Source organism: Rhodococcus sp. MS13 (assembly GCF_013277835.1).
Classification (GTDB): Bacteria; Actinomycetota; Actinomycetes; order Mycobacteriales; family Mycobacteriaceae; genus Rhodococcus_F; species Rhodococcus_F erythropolis.
The window spans coordinates 483882-499735 of the sequence record NZ_VBTL01000011.1 but is presented as its reverse complement, the minus strand read 5'-3'; the positions used below and the strand labels follow the sequence as shown (position 1 = coordinate 499735).

At 63.3% G+C, this 15854-nt stretch carries 17 protein-coding genes; 4 read left to right on the top strand and 13 right to left on the bottom strand.

The features are described 5' to 3' along the window. Nucleotides 1–6: 6 nt before the first annotated feature. Nucleotides 7–3255 carry a BTAD domain-containing putative transcriptional regulator gene (locus tag FEZ59_RS24090; protein ID WP_172933308.1) on the bottom strand — a complete coding sequence of 1083 codons (3249 nt, stop codon included), beginning with the start codon at nt 3253–3255 and terminating at the stop codon, nt 7–9. 49 nt (nt 3256–3304) lie between these two features. On the opposite strand from FEZ59_RS24090, the gene FEZ59_RS24085 reads away from it, so the two are divergent. After that, the gene (locus tag FEZ59_RS24085) at nt 3305–4174 is read left to right on the top strand and encodes a 1,4-dihydroxy-2-naphthoate polyprenyltransferase (protein ID WP_007728497.1); all 870 of its coding nucleotides are present in this window, start codon (nt 3305–3307) and stop codon (nt 4172–4174) included. Between the two features lie 12 nt (nt 4175–4186). On the opposite strand, the gene FEZ59_RS24080 is transcribed toward FEZ59_RS24085, so the two are convergent. Genes FEZ59_RS24080 through FEZ59_RS24065 form a run of 4 tightly spaced genes read right to left on the bottom strand, consistent with a single transcriptional unit; the run spans nt 4187 to nt 6247 of the window. Continuing rightward, nucleotides 4187–4567, bottom strand: a complete 381-nt coding sequence (locus FEZ59_RS24080; protein WP_003941998.1) for a phage holin family protein — start codon at nt 4565–4567, stop codon at nt 4187–4189. A 49-nt stretch (nt 4568–4616) separates the two neighbouring features. After that, on the bottom strand, nt 4617–5198 hold the full coding sequence (locus FEZ59_RS24075; protein ID WP_172933307.1) for a Clp protease N-terminal domain-containing protein: 582 nt from the start codon (nt 5196–5198) through the stop codon (nt 4617–4619). Nucleotides 5199–5203: 5 nt separating this feature from the next. Continuing rightward, nucleotides 5204–5455, bottom strand: a complete 252-nt coding sequence (locus tag FEZ59_RS24070) for an HTH domain-containing protein (RefSeq protein WP_003941869.1) — start codon at nt 5453–5455, stop codon at nt 5204–5206. Between the two features lie 54 nt (nt 5456–5509). Further along, nucleotides 5510–6247 (bottom strand): 1-acyl-sn-glycerol-3-phosphate acyltransferase, encoded by a 738-nt coding sequence (locus FEZ59_RS24065; protein ID WP_021333944.1) that lies wholly within the window; start codon nt 6245–6247, stop codon nt 5510–5512. Nucleotides 6248–6369: 122 nt separating this feature from the next. Here FEZ59_RS24065 and FEZ59_RS24060 point away from each other — a divergent pair, with 122 nt between their 5' ends. Then, complete coding sequence (locus tag FEZ59_RS24060) at nt 6370–6993, top strand: GNAT family N-acetyltransferase (RefSeq protein WP_113682365.1); 624 nt, start codon at nt 6370–6372, stop codon at nt 6991–6993. Here FEZ59_RS24060 and FEZ59_RS24055 read toward each other — a convergent pair. Next, nucleotides 6891–7994 carry a PLP-dependent cysteine synthase family protein gene (locus FEZ59_RS24055; protein WP_021333942.1) on the bottom strand — a complete coding sequence of 368 codons (1104 nt, stop codon included), beginning with the start codon at nt 7992–7994 and terminating at the stop codon, nt 6891–6893. The genes FEZ59_RS24060 and FEZ59_RS24055 overlap by 103 nt on opposite strands. Next, nucleotides 7991–8275, bottom strand: coding sequence for a DUF4229 domain-containing protein (locus tag FEZ59_RS24050; RefSeq protein ID WP_007728513.1), 285 nt, complete (start codon nt 8273–8275; stop codon nt 7991–7993). Before FEZ59_RS24050 ends, FEZ59_RS24055 begins: the two co-directional genes overlap by 4 nt. Before the next feature lie 393 nt (nt 8276–8668). Between FEZ59_RS24050 and FEZ59_RS24045 the strand changes: the two genes are divergently transcribed. Continuing rightward, nucleotides 8669–8881, top strand: a complete 213-nt coding sequence (locus FEZ59_RS24045; protein ID WP_003942029.1) for a BldC family transcriptional regulator — start codon at nt 8669–8671, stop codon at nt 8879–8881. 164 nt (nt 8882–9045) lie between these two features. Continuing rightward, nucleotides 9046–9252: a hypothetical protein gene (locus tag FEZ59_RS24040; RefSeq protein WP_019744349.1), complete on the top strand. Its 207-nt coding sequence runs from the start codon at nt 9046–9048 to the stop codon at nt 9250–9252. Nucleotides 9253–9277: 25 nt separating this feature from the next. On the opposite strand, the gene FEZ59_RS24035 is transcribed toward FEZ59_RS24040, so the two are convergent. From FEZ59_RS24035 to FEZ59_RS24010, 6 genes are all read right to left on the bottom strand, one after another. After that, nucleotides 9278–10957, bottom strand: coding sequence for a MinD/ParA family protein (locus FEZ59_RS24035; protein ID WP_172933305.1), 1680 nt, complete (start codon nt 10955–10957; stop codon nt 9278–9280). Between the two features lie 142 nt (nt 10958–11099). Beyond that, nucleotides 11100–12062, bottom strand: coding sequence for a c-type cytochrome biogenesis protein CcsB (gene ccsB / locus FEZ59_RS24030; protein WP_019744351.1), 963 nt, complete (start codon nt 12060–12062; stop codon nt 11100–11102). After that, a complete protein-coding gene (locus FEZ59_RS24025) occupies nt 12059–13723 on the bottom strand; it encodes a cytochrome c biogenesis protein ResB (protein ID WP_021333939.1) in 1665 nt (554 codons plus the stop codon). The genes ccsB and FEZ59_RS24025 overlap by 4 nt, the downstream gene beginning before the upstream one ends. Continuing rightward, nucleotides 13720–14568 (bottom strand): cytochrome c biogenesis CcdA family protein, encoded by an 849-nt coding sequence (locus FEZ59_RS24020; protein WP_172933304.1) that lies wholly within the window; start codon nt 14566–14568, stop codon nt 13720–13722. Before FEZ59_RS24020 ends, FEZ59_RS24025 begins: the two co-directional genes overlap by 4 nt. A 2-nt stretch (nt 14569–14570) precedes the next feature. Next, nucleotides 14571–15176 carry a TlpA disulfide reductase family protein gene (locus FEZ59_RS24015; RefSeq protein ID WP_003942071.1) on the bottom strand — a complete coding sequence of 202 codons (606 nt, stop codon included), beginning with the start codon at nt 15174–15176 and terminating at the stop codon, nt 14571–14573. Continuing rightward, nucleotides 15173–15832, bottom strand: a complete 660-nt coding sequence (locus FEZ59_RS24010; RefSeq protein WP_003941868.1) for a histidine phosphatase family protein — start codon at nt 15830–15832, stop codon at nt 15173–15175. The genes FEZ59_RS24015 and FEZ59_RS24010 overlap by 4 nt, the downstream gene beginning before the upstream one ends. Nucleotides 15833–15854 lie beyond the last annotated feature (22 nt).

The window sequence follows — 15854 nt, the reverse complement described above, 5'->3', positions numbered from 1 at the left end:
CCAGCTCTAATCCAGCACCGGTCCGCGAAGCGCAGCCAACACTGCTTCGCGGACCGCTCTGCGTGAGTAGCCCGACACCTTCTCGGTTTCCACAGACCACCTGTCGACTCCCACCACACCGACAGCGAAGTCGGAGAGACGCGCATGGTGGAGCGAGACGAAGTCCTGTCTCCCCGGCATTTTCAACGACAGAGCCATCAGTTCGACCCCTCGATCGATGTTGCCCGTGACAAGATCGAACGACCCGATCGCCGACGCCAAGGAACCCGCGAGCGGCAGGTCCGCATAACCCTTGGGATCGAACTTGAGAGCACTCGAATCCTTCATCTGCAGAACACGACTTGCCACGAGTTCATGTCGGCCGTGAACGACGTGAGCACACACGGCCGCAGCACCGAGCAGAACGACGAAGGGATCACCGAAGATGTTCTCGATCGCAGAGCCCAACAACTCCAGTGCTTCTCGATACCTGGCCAAGCCTTCTTCGACTCTGCCGTCCGCGAGATCCGCCTCGGCGATGCTCGCCATCAGCGCCGCGCGCCGTTGATCGGTTTCGATGGCACCGGTCCCACCCGAGTGCGCCAAGGCCGGACGTGCCCGATCGAGAAGTGTTCGCCCGCCGGCGGTGTCACCGGATGCGATCATTGCTCCGGCTTGAAAGCAGATGAGCTGCATCGCCTCGTCACGTGCACCGAGGCGTTCCATCGACGCCGCCGCAATCGCGTAGAACTCGATGGCTTCGCCATATCGCGCGGATTGGCTGTGGACCGACCCGACATGCTGGGCCGCCATCGCCAGGCCCCACTCGTCACCGGCATTGGTCGCGTAATCGAACAACGCTTCCCCGTCCAGCAAAGCGCCCCGCAGATCCCCGATGTTCTCGCGCATATTCGAACGCGCGGACAGCGCAGCCATTCGGGTCTCGGGGTCGGAACTGCGAACGCCTTCCGCAACCAAACGCGCAAGTCTGTGGTTGGCGATCCCACTCGTGGTCAGCTTGATCAGAAATGCGAACAACGGACCGAGATCATCGCGCTCACGCAACAGCTTTCGAAGACGAACCCGCGCGCGGGCATGGTTTCGATCGGTCTCCGCGAAAAACAGATGCATCGCCACCAGAATGAACGTCGCGCCCACCAATTCTGCATTTACATCGCGTAGATCGTTGTCCGCGGTCGCCCCGACGATCTTCGACGCCCAGTTCGAGACTTCCGAATTCGATCCTCGTACGGCCCACAGAATCGCGAGGACGGGAAAGACGTTGGCTACGGTCACCGCGTCGCCGCGCTCGACAGCCCAGCGAAGAACCGCGAGAAGGTTGTCGTGCTCGGCGTCGAGGTCGGCAATCAGGCGCAACTGATCCGTGCGTGCACGCACGACGGCGTCCTCTGCGATCGCGATTGCCCAGACATCCAGGCGCCGGATCACTTCCGGCCCCTCTCCGGACGCGGCGAGCTGCTCCTCGCCGTATTCACGGACCGTCTCGAGCATGTAGTACCGAAGCTCACCCTGACCGTCGCTGACGGAAAGAAGTGACTGATTGACCAGCGCTTCGACGGCGCCGGCCACATCGGTCAACTCGCCCCACCCGGCAACGGCCTGCGCCGAGGAAAGCGTGAAACCTGCCGGGAATCGGCACAACCGACGCAACGCAATCTGATCACCGCTGCCCAACAGATTCCAGCTCCAGTCGATCACTGCGTGCAGAGTTCGATGCCGATCTGGAGACGTCGGATCATCGGAGCGCAACAATGCGAACCGATCTCGCAGTCTCGAACCGATTTCGTCGACGCTCATCGTGCGGACCCGGGCAGCCGCGAGCTCGATCGCCAACGGGAGTCCGTCGAGCGTCGTACACAGCTTGACGACCGCATCGACGTCCAGATGAACGGACGGCCGCACCGCACGGGCTCTCGCCGAGAAGAGTTCGACTGCCGAGCCGGTTCCGTCGTCGATCGCCAACGGCGGCAACGGGTACACCGCCTCGGCACTGATCATGAGCGGCGAACGACTGGTGGTCAGTACCGTCAGCTGACGACCGGCCGCGATCATCTCGGCCACGATCTCCGAACACGCGCCGATCACGTGCTCGCAATTGTCGAGGATGAGCAACATCGGACCGGCGGACAACGCCTCTTTGAGTCGCTCTCGCGCCGAATGCGTCCGGCCGACGGTCAATTTGCCTGGCGCCAGATCGGATTCGCTGATTCCGAGGGTGCCGCCGATGGCCGCGATGACATCTTCACTGCTGCGCAACGACGCCAACTCCACGAGTACCACCGCGACGCCAGGCTGGTTCACGGATCCGCGCAGGCCCAATTCGTGTGCGAGACGGGTTTTTCCGGCGCCACCGGGTCCGAGAATGGTGACCACACGTGAGCGAGCCAGCAAGGATTCGATCTGGTCGATGTCGCTGTCGCGACCGAGCAAGGTGTTGGGGGCAGCGCGTAGACCGATCGCCCGTGCAGCTCGCGGTGTTGCCGCAGGTGCCCCGAGAAGTTCCGCGTTCAGAGCCACCAGTGCGGGTGACGGATCAGCGCCCAGGCGATTGGCGAGGTGGTTGCGGAACTCCGCGAATACTTCGAGTGCCTCGTTGACTCGGCCGGCTCCGGCGAGCGCACGCATCAACGCTTCGGCCGCTGTGTCGTCGAACGGGCTTGCCAGATGGCGTCCGCGCACCAGTGGAATGGCGGCCGCGTACTCCCCCAACGTGAGCAACGCGTCGATCTGCACCGTCTCCAGTTCGTCGTACACGCGGCCTGCGTCGAGCGCCAGACGATCTGCGACGTCGCCGACCACGTCGCTCCCGGGGGTACCGCGCCACAGGCGCAGCGCCGCGGTCGTGACGGCGAGTGCCTCGGACGCGTCGGCGCCGCCGGCGCGCAGACGACGGGCGGCGTCCGCTGCCCGCGCCAGGTCGACACGCTCCCGAGCGAGAGTGAGCCGGTATCCGGCCGCCGTGACTTCGAGCGCCCCGTCCGGAAGTGCAGATCGCAGGCGCGAGACCTGAGTGTGGAGGGCGTTCATCGGTGAGCGCGGCGGCTCCAGCCCCCAGACGTCGTCGATCAGGCTCTGCGCGGTACGGGGCTCACCCGGATTGCGAGCCAGCGCAACCAGCAGAGTTCGAGCTCGCGGACCCGGCAACGGAACCAGACGATCGCCCACTTTGGTCGAAATGGGTCCGAGCAAGGCAATGTCTGCCGGGTCTTCGCCCGACTGCGCGTACCTGGCGCGCTCACTCACGTCTCGAGTCATGTGCTGATCCACCGCGTTCGATCGTATTGCACAGTGCAAAGATCGTTGTATGGCAACAGCTGCTCAATGGATCGAAGGCGCGAGGCCGCGCACACTCCCGAACGCGATTGCGCCCGTGCTGGTCGGCACCGGAGCCGCGGCGTCCCTGGACCTCGCAGTGTGGTGGAAGGCGCTCCTGGCACTGATCGTCTCCTTGGCCTTGATCGTCGGGGTGAATTTCGCGAACGACTACTCCGACGGAATCCGCGGAACGGACGACGACCGCGTCGGGCCACTGCGCTTGGTCGGATCGAAGTTGGTCAGTCCCGGAGCTGTGAAGGCCGCGGCGATCAGCTGCTTCACCGTTGCCGCGGTAGCCGGGTTCGTTCTGGCGGCGACCACAGCCTGGTGGCTGGTTGCGGTCGGCGTGTTCTGCATCATCGGTGCCTGGTTCTACACCGGCGGCAAGAAGCCGTACGGATACAGCGGGTTCGGCGAGATCGCCGTGTTCATCTTCTTCGGACTGATTGCAGTGCTGGGAACTCAGTTCGTACAGGCCGAGCGGGTGGATCTGGCCGGGCTGGCCGGCGCGATTGCCATCGGTTCGTTCTCGAGCGCGGTGCTCGTTGCCAACAATCTTCGAGACATCCCGACCGACACCGAGTCCGGAAAGATCACTCTCGCAGTCCGGCTCGGCGACGCCAGGACCCGCACGCTGCACGTGATCCTGCTGGCCGTCCCGTTCGTCGCGACCCTGCTGCTGATCCTGCGTACTCCGTGGGCATTGCTCGGATTGCTGGCGTTGCCACTGGCAATCCGAGCCAACGCCCCACTGCGTTCGGGCGGGCAGGGTATGGCCCTGATCCCCGCGTTGCGCGACACCGGACTCGCCATGCTCGTCTGGGGTGCCGCGACCGCAGTTGCGCTCAGTCTCGCCTGAAAGTCGACGGACTCAACGGTTGTCCGGGACGAACGCGCTGAGCAGGAAGTTCACGATCGAGATGATCAGCGCGCCCCAGACTGCCGTCCAGAAGCCGTCGACCGTCAAGCCGTAGGACGTTCCGGACGAGATCCACGCCGTCAGCATCAGCATGAGGGCGTTGATCACGAGCGTGAACAATCCGAGAGTCAGGATGAGCAGCGGTAGCGAGAGAAGCTGCACTACCGGCTTGATGAACGCGTTGACCACCGTGAAGATCAAAGCGATCACCGCGATCACGAGAACCGTGCCCCAGGTGCCGTTGTCGTGGTTGGCGATCGTGATGCCGGTGACCCACGCCGACGCCAGCCAGATGGCTATGCCGTTGATGATGAGACGTGCCAGAAATGTCATGTCTGAATGCTGGCACATCCCGCCCCGTGCATGCGGAGCCGTGCCGAATCTAGGCGGCGCGATTCATCTTCGCTTCCAAGCGCTCACGGATCACCGACATCGTGACCTGCGTTTCGAGGGCCTGACGGGTAGGCCCGTCGGCGACACGCAGGATGCCGAGCAGGATGTGTTCGGCACCGATTCGATTGTCCTTGTGCGCGAGCGCTTCACGAAGCGAGAGTTCCAACACCTTCTTGGAGTCCTTCTCGAATCGTGAACGAGGAAACCCGAATCGGCCTTTCCGCGAAGTATCGACACCGTCCGGCACGGGCGTCTCGTCCAGCACACCTTCACCGAACGACTGCTCGAGACTCTCTCGAACCGCATCGAGATCGATCCCGATCGACTTGAGTATCTCGGCGTCGTCGTCGAGATTGTTCGAGTCAGCGCCTTTCGAGTCACCGCCCTTCTTGCCGGCGCCGGCACGGCGGATCGCGTCGAGGGAGACGCCCGACTCGGTGAGCACCTCGGTGGCGATGCCCCGATCAGAGGTGAGCAGCGCGGTCAGAAGTTCCATCGGCGTGACCGGACCGGATCCGGCGACAGCATCGACAACGACGCCTCGAGCCTGTGCGGAGAACCTTTCGAACATGGCAATTACCTGCCCTTCTCGCGCAGTGAACGCAGCATCGATTCCGACTGCGCGGACGCGTATTTCTTGTGGACGGCTTGACGGCTGACCTCGAGAGCTTCCGCGATCGCCTGCCAGGACCATCCGTGACGGCGCGCATTGGCGACCTGAATGGCCTCGAGTTTTTCGAGCAGACGACGCAGCGCTCGAACAGCACGCAATCCCTCGGTGGGATCCGGGCTGCCGGCGGCAGCAGCGAGAGAGGTTGCTTCGGTCATGATGTCAATTTAGGTTGACAACCGGAATCTGTCAACCAAAATTGACAGGCGCGTCTAGTATCCGGCGACGGCTCCGTTCACTGCCACCTGCAAGTCGGCCTGCACAGTTCGGGCGATATCCATCGGCTTGTCCGGAAGTTCGGTCACCGGCATTCCGACAAAGACACTCGCAGCCTTGACGTCGCCGGCCACCGGACCGTAATTGATGCCGATCGACACCAGGGCCGGTGAGCATCCCAACTTCTCGGCGCGCGCGACGATGTGGCCGATTCCGCTGTTGACGTGCTGCAGCCGCGTCGGATCTTCGGTGTTGCACGTCCCTTCCGGGAAAATCGCCAGACAATCCCCGTTGCCCAGCCGCTCGGCCGCGACGTCCATCATCACTCGGCCGGCATCCGAAACTGCACGGAGGCCGTAGTTCTTGCTGCGAAAAACCGGGATGCTGCCCATCATGTCGACCTTCTTGCGCTGTGAAGGATCAACGAAGAGTTCGTCTTTGGCGAGGACCCGGGTCCGTCCGATCACTCGACGCAACGGAGTCCGCCACGCGGTCGCGGCGAGCGTGAACTGGTCGCTCTCGGTCAGATGATTGACTGCCACGACCAACTGCGTCTTGCGTTCCAGCAGAGTCTTCAGCGCGGCTTCCGCACCCGGCGCGTACTTCACTCGCGGGCGGTACTTCAGCGCCAATGCGGCATAAGCGAGCTTCGCCACGAATCGGTTCTGCTGATGACTGCGGTAGTACTCGTACACAGCCTCGTAATTGTCGAGTGAAACTTCAGGATTGCCCATGATCCGCCCTCGCTGGAGAAGTGCCCCTTGACCAAACGATACACAACCTACGGTTGCGTAGGTTTGGGTTACAGAAGGCGTAGCGCTGGGAGAAACTCCGCTCTCGAGGTAAAACGGTTTCTGTGATCCGCTCGGCCATATCCACCGACCTACCCGCACTGCAACAGATCGAGATCGCCGCGGGCGAACCGTTCCGAGACATCGGGATGGACGCCATCGCAGACGATCCACCGCCGACGCTCGACGAGTTGAACGATTTTCTCGCAGCCGAGCACATCTGGGTTCAGACCGACGCAAACGACGTACCCGTTGCGTATGCGCTCGTCGAGATCGTGGACGGCGGTGCACATATCGAACAGGTCTCCGTTCACCCCGATCATGCCCGCAAAGGCCTCGGAGCTCAGCTGATCGACGCCGTCACCGAATGGGCGGCGGACCATCACCACGATCTCGTGACTCTGACGACGTTCGTCGACGTTCCGTGGAACGCGCCGTACTACGAGCGCCTCGGGTTCGTGCGCCTGGCCGAGAACACGCTCTCCCCCGGCCTGATACGCATCAGAACAGACGAGCAGTCGTCCGGGTTGGACGCCTGGCCACGCGTGACGATGAGCCGCCCGTCACACGGTCCGGCGCCGGCGATTCAGGAACTGACCGTCCACGCACCCGAACGTACGAACTCGTCCAGCACTGCCGTCGGACCGAGCAGGTCGATCCCTTCCGACGCCACCCATTCGTCGTTGTAGTACGTCCCCGAGTAACGCTCTCCGCCGTCACACAGCAGCGTGACGACGCTGCCGCTGCGCCCGGCTGCCATCATCTCGGCAATCAACGCAAAAGCTCCCCACAGGTTCGTCCCCGTCGAGCCACCTACTTTGCGCCCCAGGGCTGTGCTGGCGTGCCGGGCGGCCGCGATCGAGCCTGCGTCCGGCACCTTGATCATTCGGTCGACCACCTGACCGACAAACGACGGTTCGACGCGCGGACGGCCGATGCCCTCGATCCGGGAACCCCGTGTACCGACGATCGACGGATCGCTCGCTCGCCACGCGTCGAAGAACACGGAGTGCTCCGGATCTACCACGCACAGCCCCGTGTCGAATTTCCGATAGCGAAGAAAGCGGCCGATCGTGGCGCCGGTTCCGCCCGTCCCGGCTCCGACGACCACCCAGTCGGGAATCGGATGTTCCTCGTGCTCGAGCTGAGTGAAGATCGATTCGGCGATGTTGTTGTTTCCACGCCAGTCCGTCGCGCGCTCGGCGTGGGTGAACTGGTCCATGTAGTGACCGTTCAACTCACTCGCGAGCCGATGCGATTCCGAGTAGATCGAGGACGGATCGCTCACGAAATGACAACGTCCGCCCTGCGCCTCGATCAGTGCGATCTTGGCGGGACTCGTGCTCGCGGGCATCACCGCGACAAAATCCAGGCCGAGCAACTTCGCGAAATACGCCTCGCTGACAGCCGTCGAACCTGACGACGCTTCGATGACGGTGGTCTCTTCGGTAACCCAGCCGTTGCAGATCGCGTAGAGGAAAAGCGACCGTGCGAGTCGATGCTTGAGACTTCCCGTGATGTGGGTCGACTCGTCCTTCAGATAGAGCTGGACGGTCCAGTTACTCGGCAGCGGATAGCGCAGTAGGTGAGTGTCCGCGCTGCGTTGCGCGTCGGCTTCGATCAGCCGCACCGCGTTGTCGACCCACTGGCGCGAGGTCCGACGGTCGACGTCGAGCGACTCCGTGGTCACCGCCCGTCTCCGCGCAGCTTGGAGCGAAGATCGTCACGATCGGACCGACGCTGGGCGTCGACCGCCGCGATGCCCGCATTGACACGCTTGCGCAGTTTCGCGAAGAGCAGCAGCGACAGCGGCAGCGCGATCAGAACTGCGAACAGTGCCGCGACGATCAGGGGAACGTCGGTGCCGGCGAGCTTTCCGCCACCGATGATGACGGCACCGATCACGACGACAAGCAGCAGCCGAGCGACCGAGTACAGCACCACGTCGCGGGCCAGTTGACCCTTGGTCACCGGCCCGGCAGCCGACTTTGCTTGCCCAGAGTTTGCGGAGGGTTTACTGGCCTGGACCGGCTCAGAAGGAACATTTTCGGGGTTTTCAGACAACTGACTCACCCTCTCAGGTTACCCATTCCGAATACGGGTGGGACTGAGCCCGCTATATCCATTTTGTCCTTTACTTAAACATTACTTTATCTTGAAAGATCGACTACCCGGCTATATCTGTGCAAACATTGCGCTACCACTCAGAAAACGGTCGAATGTGAGCGAAGGACTTCGAAACAAACTCGACGCAGGTTTTTGGCAACTGGTCGACACAACGGTTCGGAACCAAAGTTCGGAATCACTGCTCGGTTCGGAATCACTGTTCGTCAAACGTTCGACATCAACATGGAGGACCTCACAATGAGCGCACCAACCTTCAATACCGCCGCAGACGCACTCATGACGCCCGGACAGGTAGCGGCATTGTTTCATGTCGATCCCAAGACCGTGACCCGCTGGGCACACGCCGGACGACTGGGCTCGCTTCGCACACCAGGAGGACATCGTCGATTCCGTGAGACCGAGGTCATGCAGCTTCTGCGCTCGCTGACCACCGAAGCGGACAACAACTGAGCAACTTCAGCTCACGTCGAAGTACATGTAGTACCCGACAGATCTTGCAGGACCCGACAGATACAGCACTAGCGCACTGAGCCGAAACGCTTGTCCGCACCACTTCTGGTGAAGCGGGCCGGAGACTGAGTAGGCTCGACTTCAGTTCCCTGAGGAGGTGCGCCGTGTTGTATCTGTTGGCGTTGGTGGGTTTAGTGACATTGATCGTTCTGATGTGGAAGGCGTTCGGGCCCGATCCGTCGACGCGTACCCCGGTGAGCGGCGTACGCGGGCCGGACGACGATCCCGAATTCCTGTGGAATGTGAACCAGCAAACACGACGCAAGCGCACGGAAGGGCCGGACGTACCGCCGACTGACACGTCGACGTAGCGTCCGGGCTCACCCGGCTATCCGATTACCGCCCCGGCAACGCGAACGGGGAGGCCGGAAAGTCCTGCGCAACCACCGCAGCCAACTCCAGCACCGCTTCCCGAGTACCTGGACGCAGCCGGTCCAGATCGATTTCGGCGCCCTCTTCCAAATGCGGATCGAACGGAATCAGTCTCACCGCTCGACAGCGCTGCTCGAAATGCTCGACGACCCGGGGTAGATCAACCTTGCCCGAGCGAGGCCGTACCGCGTTGATGACGGCTACGGACGTGGCGACCAGCCTGCTGTAACCGTGAGCGTCGAGCCAATCAAGTGTTGCGGAGGCGCTACGTGCACCGTCGACGGATCCGGAACTGACGACGATCAACGAATCTGCACCTTCGAGAATGGCCTGCATCGCCGAGTGCATCAATCCGGTGCCGCAGTCGGTCAGAACTATGCTGTAGAACTTCTCGAGCATGTCGACCGTGCGCGTGTAGTCCCCGCCGCTGAAGGCCTCTGAAACTGCTGGATCGCTGTCGGAGGCAAGCACTTCGAGACGGTGGCGATTCTGCGATGTGTAGCCACGGACGTCGCTGTACTTCTCGATGCTGTTCTCGTCGCGCAGCAGGTTTCGCACTGTTGCCGGAGTCTCGAGCGGGATCTTCTGGCTCAGCGTTCCCCGGTCGGGGTTTGCATCGACGGCGACGACGCGATCGCCGCGGATCGAGCCGAACATCGACCCCAGTGTCGCAGTGGTCGTGGTTTTTCCGACGCCACCTTTGAGACTGAGCACCGCAACCTTGTAGCAGCCCTGAAGCGGCTGGTTGATCTGGCGCGTCAACTCGACGAGGTGCTGCTCCTTTGCACCGTTTCCGAGGTTCACCGATCGGCCGGACAACGTGTACAGCGCCTTGCGCCAGCCACCCACCGGGGCAGGCCGGACAGGCCGCTTGACGAGGAGCGCAGCCGAGAGATCTTGCGCAGTCATCGGGAGAGCCGACTCGAAGCGACTGTCCGGAGCCGAGTTGAATCCGGTCTGCGGCATCGGAGCGCGAGTAGGTGGCGCTGTCGGCGGGGCCATCGGCATGGCCAACCCATTCGGCACGGCCTGACCATTTTGCAGGGCGTGGCCGTTCTGCACCGGCGCAGCGCCGGGGTGCCCGAACTGCCGAATCACGGGATTGGGCGGATGCACGCCGGGCGCAAAAGGCGCCTGCGGGTGCTGGAGCGGTCTCGCGGATCCATGCGCGGTCGGACTGGGCTGCGAATTCTGGACAGGCTGCGGATTCTGGACAGGCAGCGGATTCTGGACAGGCTGCGAATTCTGGACAGGCTGCGGAGCTCCAGTTCGCGAATCCGGAACCGACCCTGCACGATTCGTAGGTTCGTAGGTCTGCATCGGCATCGCGGGCGAGGTCGAGAACTGGCCGTTGATCGGGCCGGGCTGTGCTGCCGGATACTGGATGACCGGCGTCTTGGGACCTGGTACCGGCGCCGCTGGGGTCGTCGTCGGCGGCGGAGCGGCAGGTGCACTGGGCGCCTGGCCGGCGACTTGCTGGAGCGGGCCGGAGTCGACCGGGGCCACGAAGAGACTGCGAACATCACTGGGAACCGAGTCGGATGACGGCTCGGGCGCGGATGTGCGCAGCTCGCGCCGCGTCGGCTCGGCAGGACGCACCGGCTCCCACAATCCTGCTCCGGCGTCTTCGATCTTGTCGGCCATCTCGCAGTTCCCCCTCGTCGATCCCGCAGCTACCAGACAGCTAGTAGTTCACCAAGCTGCATCGTAGCTGGCGCCGCCCCTGACTTACCCACCGGTAATACCTACAGACCGGTCGGCAGCCACCCACGGTACCTCGAGAGGATCAGTTGAGTCCCGCGTAGGAGTGCAAGCCGGACACGACCATGTTGATGATGAAGAGATTGAACAGCATCGCAACGAATCCGGCGATGTTGATCCAGGCAGCCTTCGTCTCCCGCCAACCAGACGTTGCCCTCGCATGCAGGTAGGCCGCGTAGATCACCCAGGCGATGAAGGACATCGTCTCTTTGGGGTCCCAACCCCAGAAGCGTCCCCATGCAGCTTCCGCCCAGATCGCACCGAGGATCACACCTGCGCCGAACAGCGGAAATGCGATGATCGTGCTCTTGTATGCCAAGCGGTCGAGCGTCTGGGCGTCCGGCAGTCGCTCCGCGATCCGGCCGCCGATGCTCGTGCCTTCGTCACCGGGCGGGAACTTCAGTCGCAACAGGAACAGGAGGCTGGCGATACCGCCGATCATGAAGATGCCGGAGCCGACGCTGACGATCGTCACGTGAATCGGCAGCCAGTACGAGCGCAGCGCCGGAACCACGGGAGCCGCGTCGGCGTAGAGAACCGTGCCGGCGAGGAACATCAAGATCAGAACCGGTACCAGCAGGAAGACCCACATCGGACGGTACGCCGGCTTGATCAGCAGGACGTGCCCGACCAGCAACGACGCCGCACACGCCATCGCCACGAATTCGTACATGTTGCCGAGTGGGAATCGTTCCGTCGCAAATCCGCGGAGCACGATCGACGCGATGATCAGTACTGTTCCGACAACCAAGACAGCTCGGCCCATTCCGCCGAATCGCTCCGAGAGCGACTTGGTCGGAGTCTCCGCGACCCGGCCAGGCACGGACGCGTCGACTCCACCGGCAGAGACCAGTTCCTTGTCCTGAACCGCCTTTGCTCTGGCCGACGCGTACTGCACGATGAGCAGCACAAACGCCAGCACGAGCACGGTGAAGGCGGACTTGAAGGCCCAGTCGCTGTACTGCGCGAGTGTCTCGTTGGTTGTCATCGGGCATTCTCCTGCGCGTGCGGTTGGTTCACCGCGGTGGTCGGATTGCTTTTCAGCAAGCGGTCGGCGAGGCGGTCGAACTCGTCGCCCCAGCCTGCGTGGTCGGTGCGGGCAAGCCCACCAAGTTCTACTACAGTACGTCGTTCGTCATCTGGATAGATACGTGCCCAGACGCGGCGACGCTTGATCACGAGCGAGACGAGTAGCCCCGCCATCATCGTCAACGCTGAAACCAGTACCCACACCTGAGCGGGATCGTGGGAGACCTGCAGGTTGACGAAGTCGACGGCACCATCGAATCGCACCTGAGTTCCGTCGGCAAGCGTCGCGCTCTCACCCGGGAACAGATTGACTCGATCCTGCTTGACCAGCCGGCCCTGATTGATCAGTTCGGTGTTGAGTTCGAACAGCGATTGCGGGTTACCGGTATCGAGTCCGGTATCACCCTTGTAGATGTCGATGGCGACTGCCGGATCGTTCATCGCCGGGTAACTCGACGACAGCAGGTTGCCGTGGAACAGCGCTGTGGGCGCGAACAATCCTTCGATGGCAATCTGGTTCTTCCGGCGCTCGTCCGTATCGGGATACATGCCGCCCGGCGGGTCGAAACGCATCGCGCCACTACTCAGGAACGTCGTGGCGTCGTCCGGACGCCACTGGAGCGTCTCGGTGCGGGTCTCACCGTTCGGGAACGTGACGGTGAATGTCGGCGCGTATCCGTGTCCCTGCAGGTACACACGATCGCCGGCGATCCGCAGCGGGTGGTTCACCTGGATGGTCGTGTCCCGCCAGGTATCGGACTCGAGGTCGTCGCCTGCCTGGTACGAGATGTCCGAGGTGAACATCTCGGCCTGACCGGTCTCGAGGTAGTCGGCCTGGAAATTCTTCACACGGACACACAGCGGGGTCATGCCGGTGCCGTCGAGGCTCAGGCCCGCGACGAACGAGTCGAACACTGCCGGCGAAGTCGTGCAGAATCCGGGGCCGTCGTTGGCGATGACGATGCGGTTGCCCTCGTAGCCGAACAACTTGCCCGCGGCGATCGCGATCAACAACCCGACCAGGGACAGGTGGAACACGAGGTTGCCGAATTCGCGGAGGTATCCCTTCTCCGCCGAGATGGTGATCTCGCCTTCGCGTCGTGATTTCGTATCGCCGCGACGCGTTTCGACGCGCCACCCACGCAGTTCTTTCGACACCCGGGCAGCAAGTTCGTCGGGAGTCTCGCCGTCGACGACGCTCTTGGTGTGGTGCGGCAGGCGAGCAAGATTGCGCGGCGCATTCACCGGACGGGTGCGCAGCGCCTTCGCGTGCTCCACGCAACGCGGCAGGATGCAGCCGACCAGCGAGATGAAGAGCAAAGCGTAGATCGCGGTGAACCAGAAGCTGCTGAACACGTCGAACAGTTCGAGGCGGTCCATCCACGGACCGAGCGTCGGACGCGCGGCGATGTAGTCGGCGACCTTGCCCTCGTTGAGGGTTCGCTGTGGCAGCAGGGCACCGGGGATCGCAGCGAGTGCGAGGAGGAACAGCAGAACCAGTGCGGTCCGCATCGAGGTGAGCCCGCGCCAGGTGTTGCGCCCGAGTGCAACGACTCGACCGATCACCGACTGCTTCGGCAGCACGGGTGTCGGGTTGTCGTTATTGTCGTCAGCTGTCATATCGGCAGCGTCACCTCCGAGATAAATGCGTCGCGAACCCAGCCGACGAACTGGTCCCACGCGCCTGTGACGAGGGCGATTCCCACTGCCACCAACATGATTCCGCCGAAAATTTGAATGGTGCGTGCATTACGACGCAACCAGCCGACGCCGGTCAGCGCACGCGCCGATCCCAGCGCCAAGATGATGAACGGCAGGCCGAGTCCGATGCAGTACGCGACGATCAAGGTGACACCGCGCGCGGCGGTCATCCCGTCGGTTCCCGCGGCTACGGACATCACGCCTGCCAATGTCGGCCCGAGGCATGGCGTCCACCCCAGCGCGAACACTCCCCCGAGCAGCGGCGCCCCCACCAGCGACGACACACGACGCGGTTCGAAACGGACGTCTTTCTGCAGCGCCGGGATGAGTCCGATGAACACCAGGCCCATCGCGATCGTGACCACACCGCCCACGCGCATCAGGACCTCGCGGTTGACGAGCAGAGTCGAGATCACGCCGAACACCGACGCGGTCGCGAGAACGAAGACGACGGTGAAGCCGGCGACGAACAGTCCGGCCGCACCGGCGACCCTCAGGCGGCTGCTCCGGGAGATCGTCCGGGTCCTCGCCTCGTCGGCGGTGATCGCGGGGGCGTCGGCGCCGACGACGCCGGCCAGGTAGGACAGGTAGCCGGGGACGAGCGGCACGACGCACGGTGAAGCGAACGACACCAGACCGGCGAGCACACAGGCGCCGAGGGCCAGCAGAAGCGGACCGGACGACGCCGCGTTCTGAAACGCTTCGCCCACACCGGCACTCAGTGTGTCGCTGCCTGCCAGCAGCGTGGTGGTCGTGGTTGTCATCTTTACTGCGCGTCTTCCTGAGCTACTCGCTGGACGACGGGCAGCAAATCCTCGGCGAGAAGTTCTTGGAGGAACACCGCGGCAACGCGATGCTGGCGGTCCAGGACGATCGTCGTCGGAATGACCGACGTGGGGTAGCCGTCACCGAGGGCGATCAGCGAACGCATCGACGGGTCGTAGATCGACGGGTACGAGACCTTGTTGTCGACCACGAAGTCTTGCGCTTTGTTCTTGGTGTCGTCGCGGACGTTGATGCCGAGGAACTGCACGCCCGAATCCTTGGTCTGCTCGTAGACCTGTTCCAGGTCGTCGGCTTCGGCGCGGCACGGCCCGCACCACTGACCCCAGACGTTGAGGACGACGACCTTGCCCTCGAAGTCGTCGACGCCGACCTTCTGACCTTCGTTCATCAGATCGGGCCCGGAGAGCTTGCCGATGGTGCCTCGGTCGGACGGTGGATCGTAGAAGATCTTGGTCTGCCCGCCCGGTGAGACGAAGTCGAAAGTTCCGCCCTGTGCGACGGCGTCGTCGCCGGTCGCGCAGGACGAGAGAAGAAGCATCGCCGACGCAGCGGCTGCGAATGCTGCGGCGATGCGGCGCGAAATCATGCTCCTGTCACTCTCGGGTCGGAGGCACCGGCAGGTTCGGAGTAGACGATGTCGACCAGGGTGTCGCCTTCGTAGACCAGTGAGGTCAACGAGGCCAGTCCACACTGACGGTGACGGGGATCGTGCCAGAGACGCTCGCCCTGCAGGAATCGACGCAGTGTCCAGACCGGAAGCTGATGGCTGACGACGACGGCTTCGTGTCCGACTGCCGCGACGCGTGCGGCGTTGACGGCTGCGAGCATGCGATGAGCGATCTGCAGGTAGGGCTCGCCCCAGGACGGGGTGAACGGGTCACGCAATTTCCACCAGTGACGCGGACGTGAGAGCGCACCGTCCCCGACGGCAACCTTGAGACCCTCGAACTCGTTGCCTGCCTCGATGAGGTTTTCGTCGGTGACGATGTCGAGCTTGTGTGCCTCGGCGATCGGCGTCGCGGTCTCTTGTGCGCGCTGCAGCGGCGACGCGACCACGTGGGTGATGTCGTGATCGGCGAGCACCGACGCGACCGCACGAGCCTGGGCTTCGCCCGCCACCGACAACCGGAAGCCCGGGAGCCGTCCGTAGAGGATCCCGCGCGGGTTGTGAACTTCGCCGTGGCGAAGGACGTGGACGATGGTGCGGGTGGACGTGTGGTCGGGGTGATCGGCGTCGGTCACAGTCGAGGGTCCTCGCTGAAGA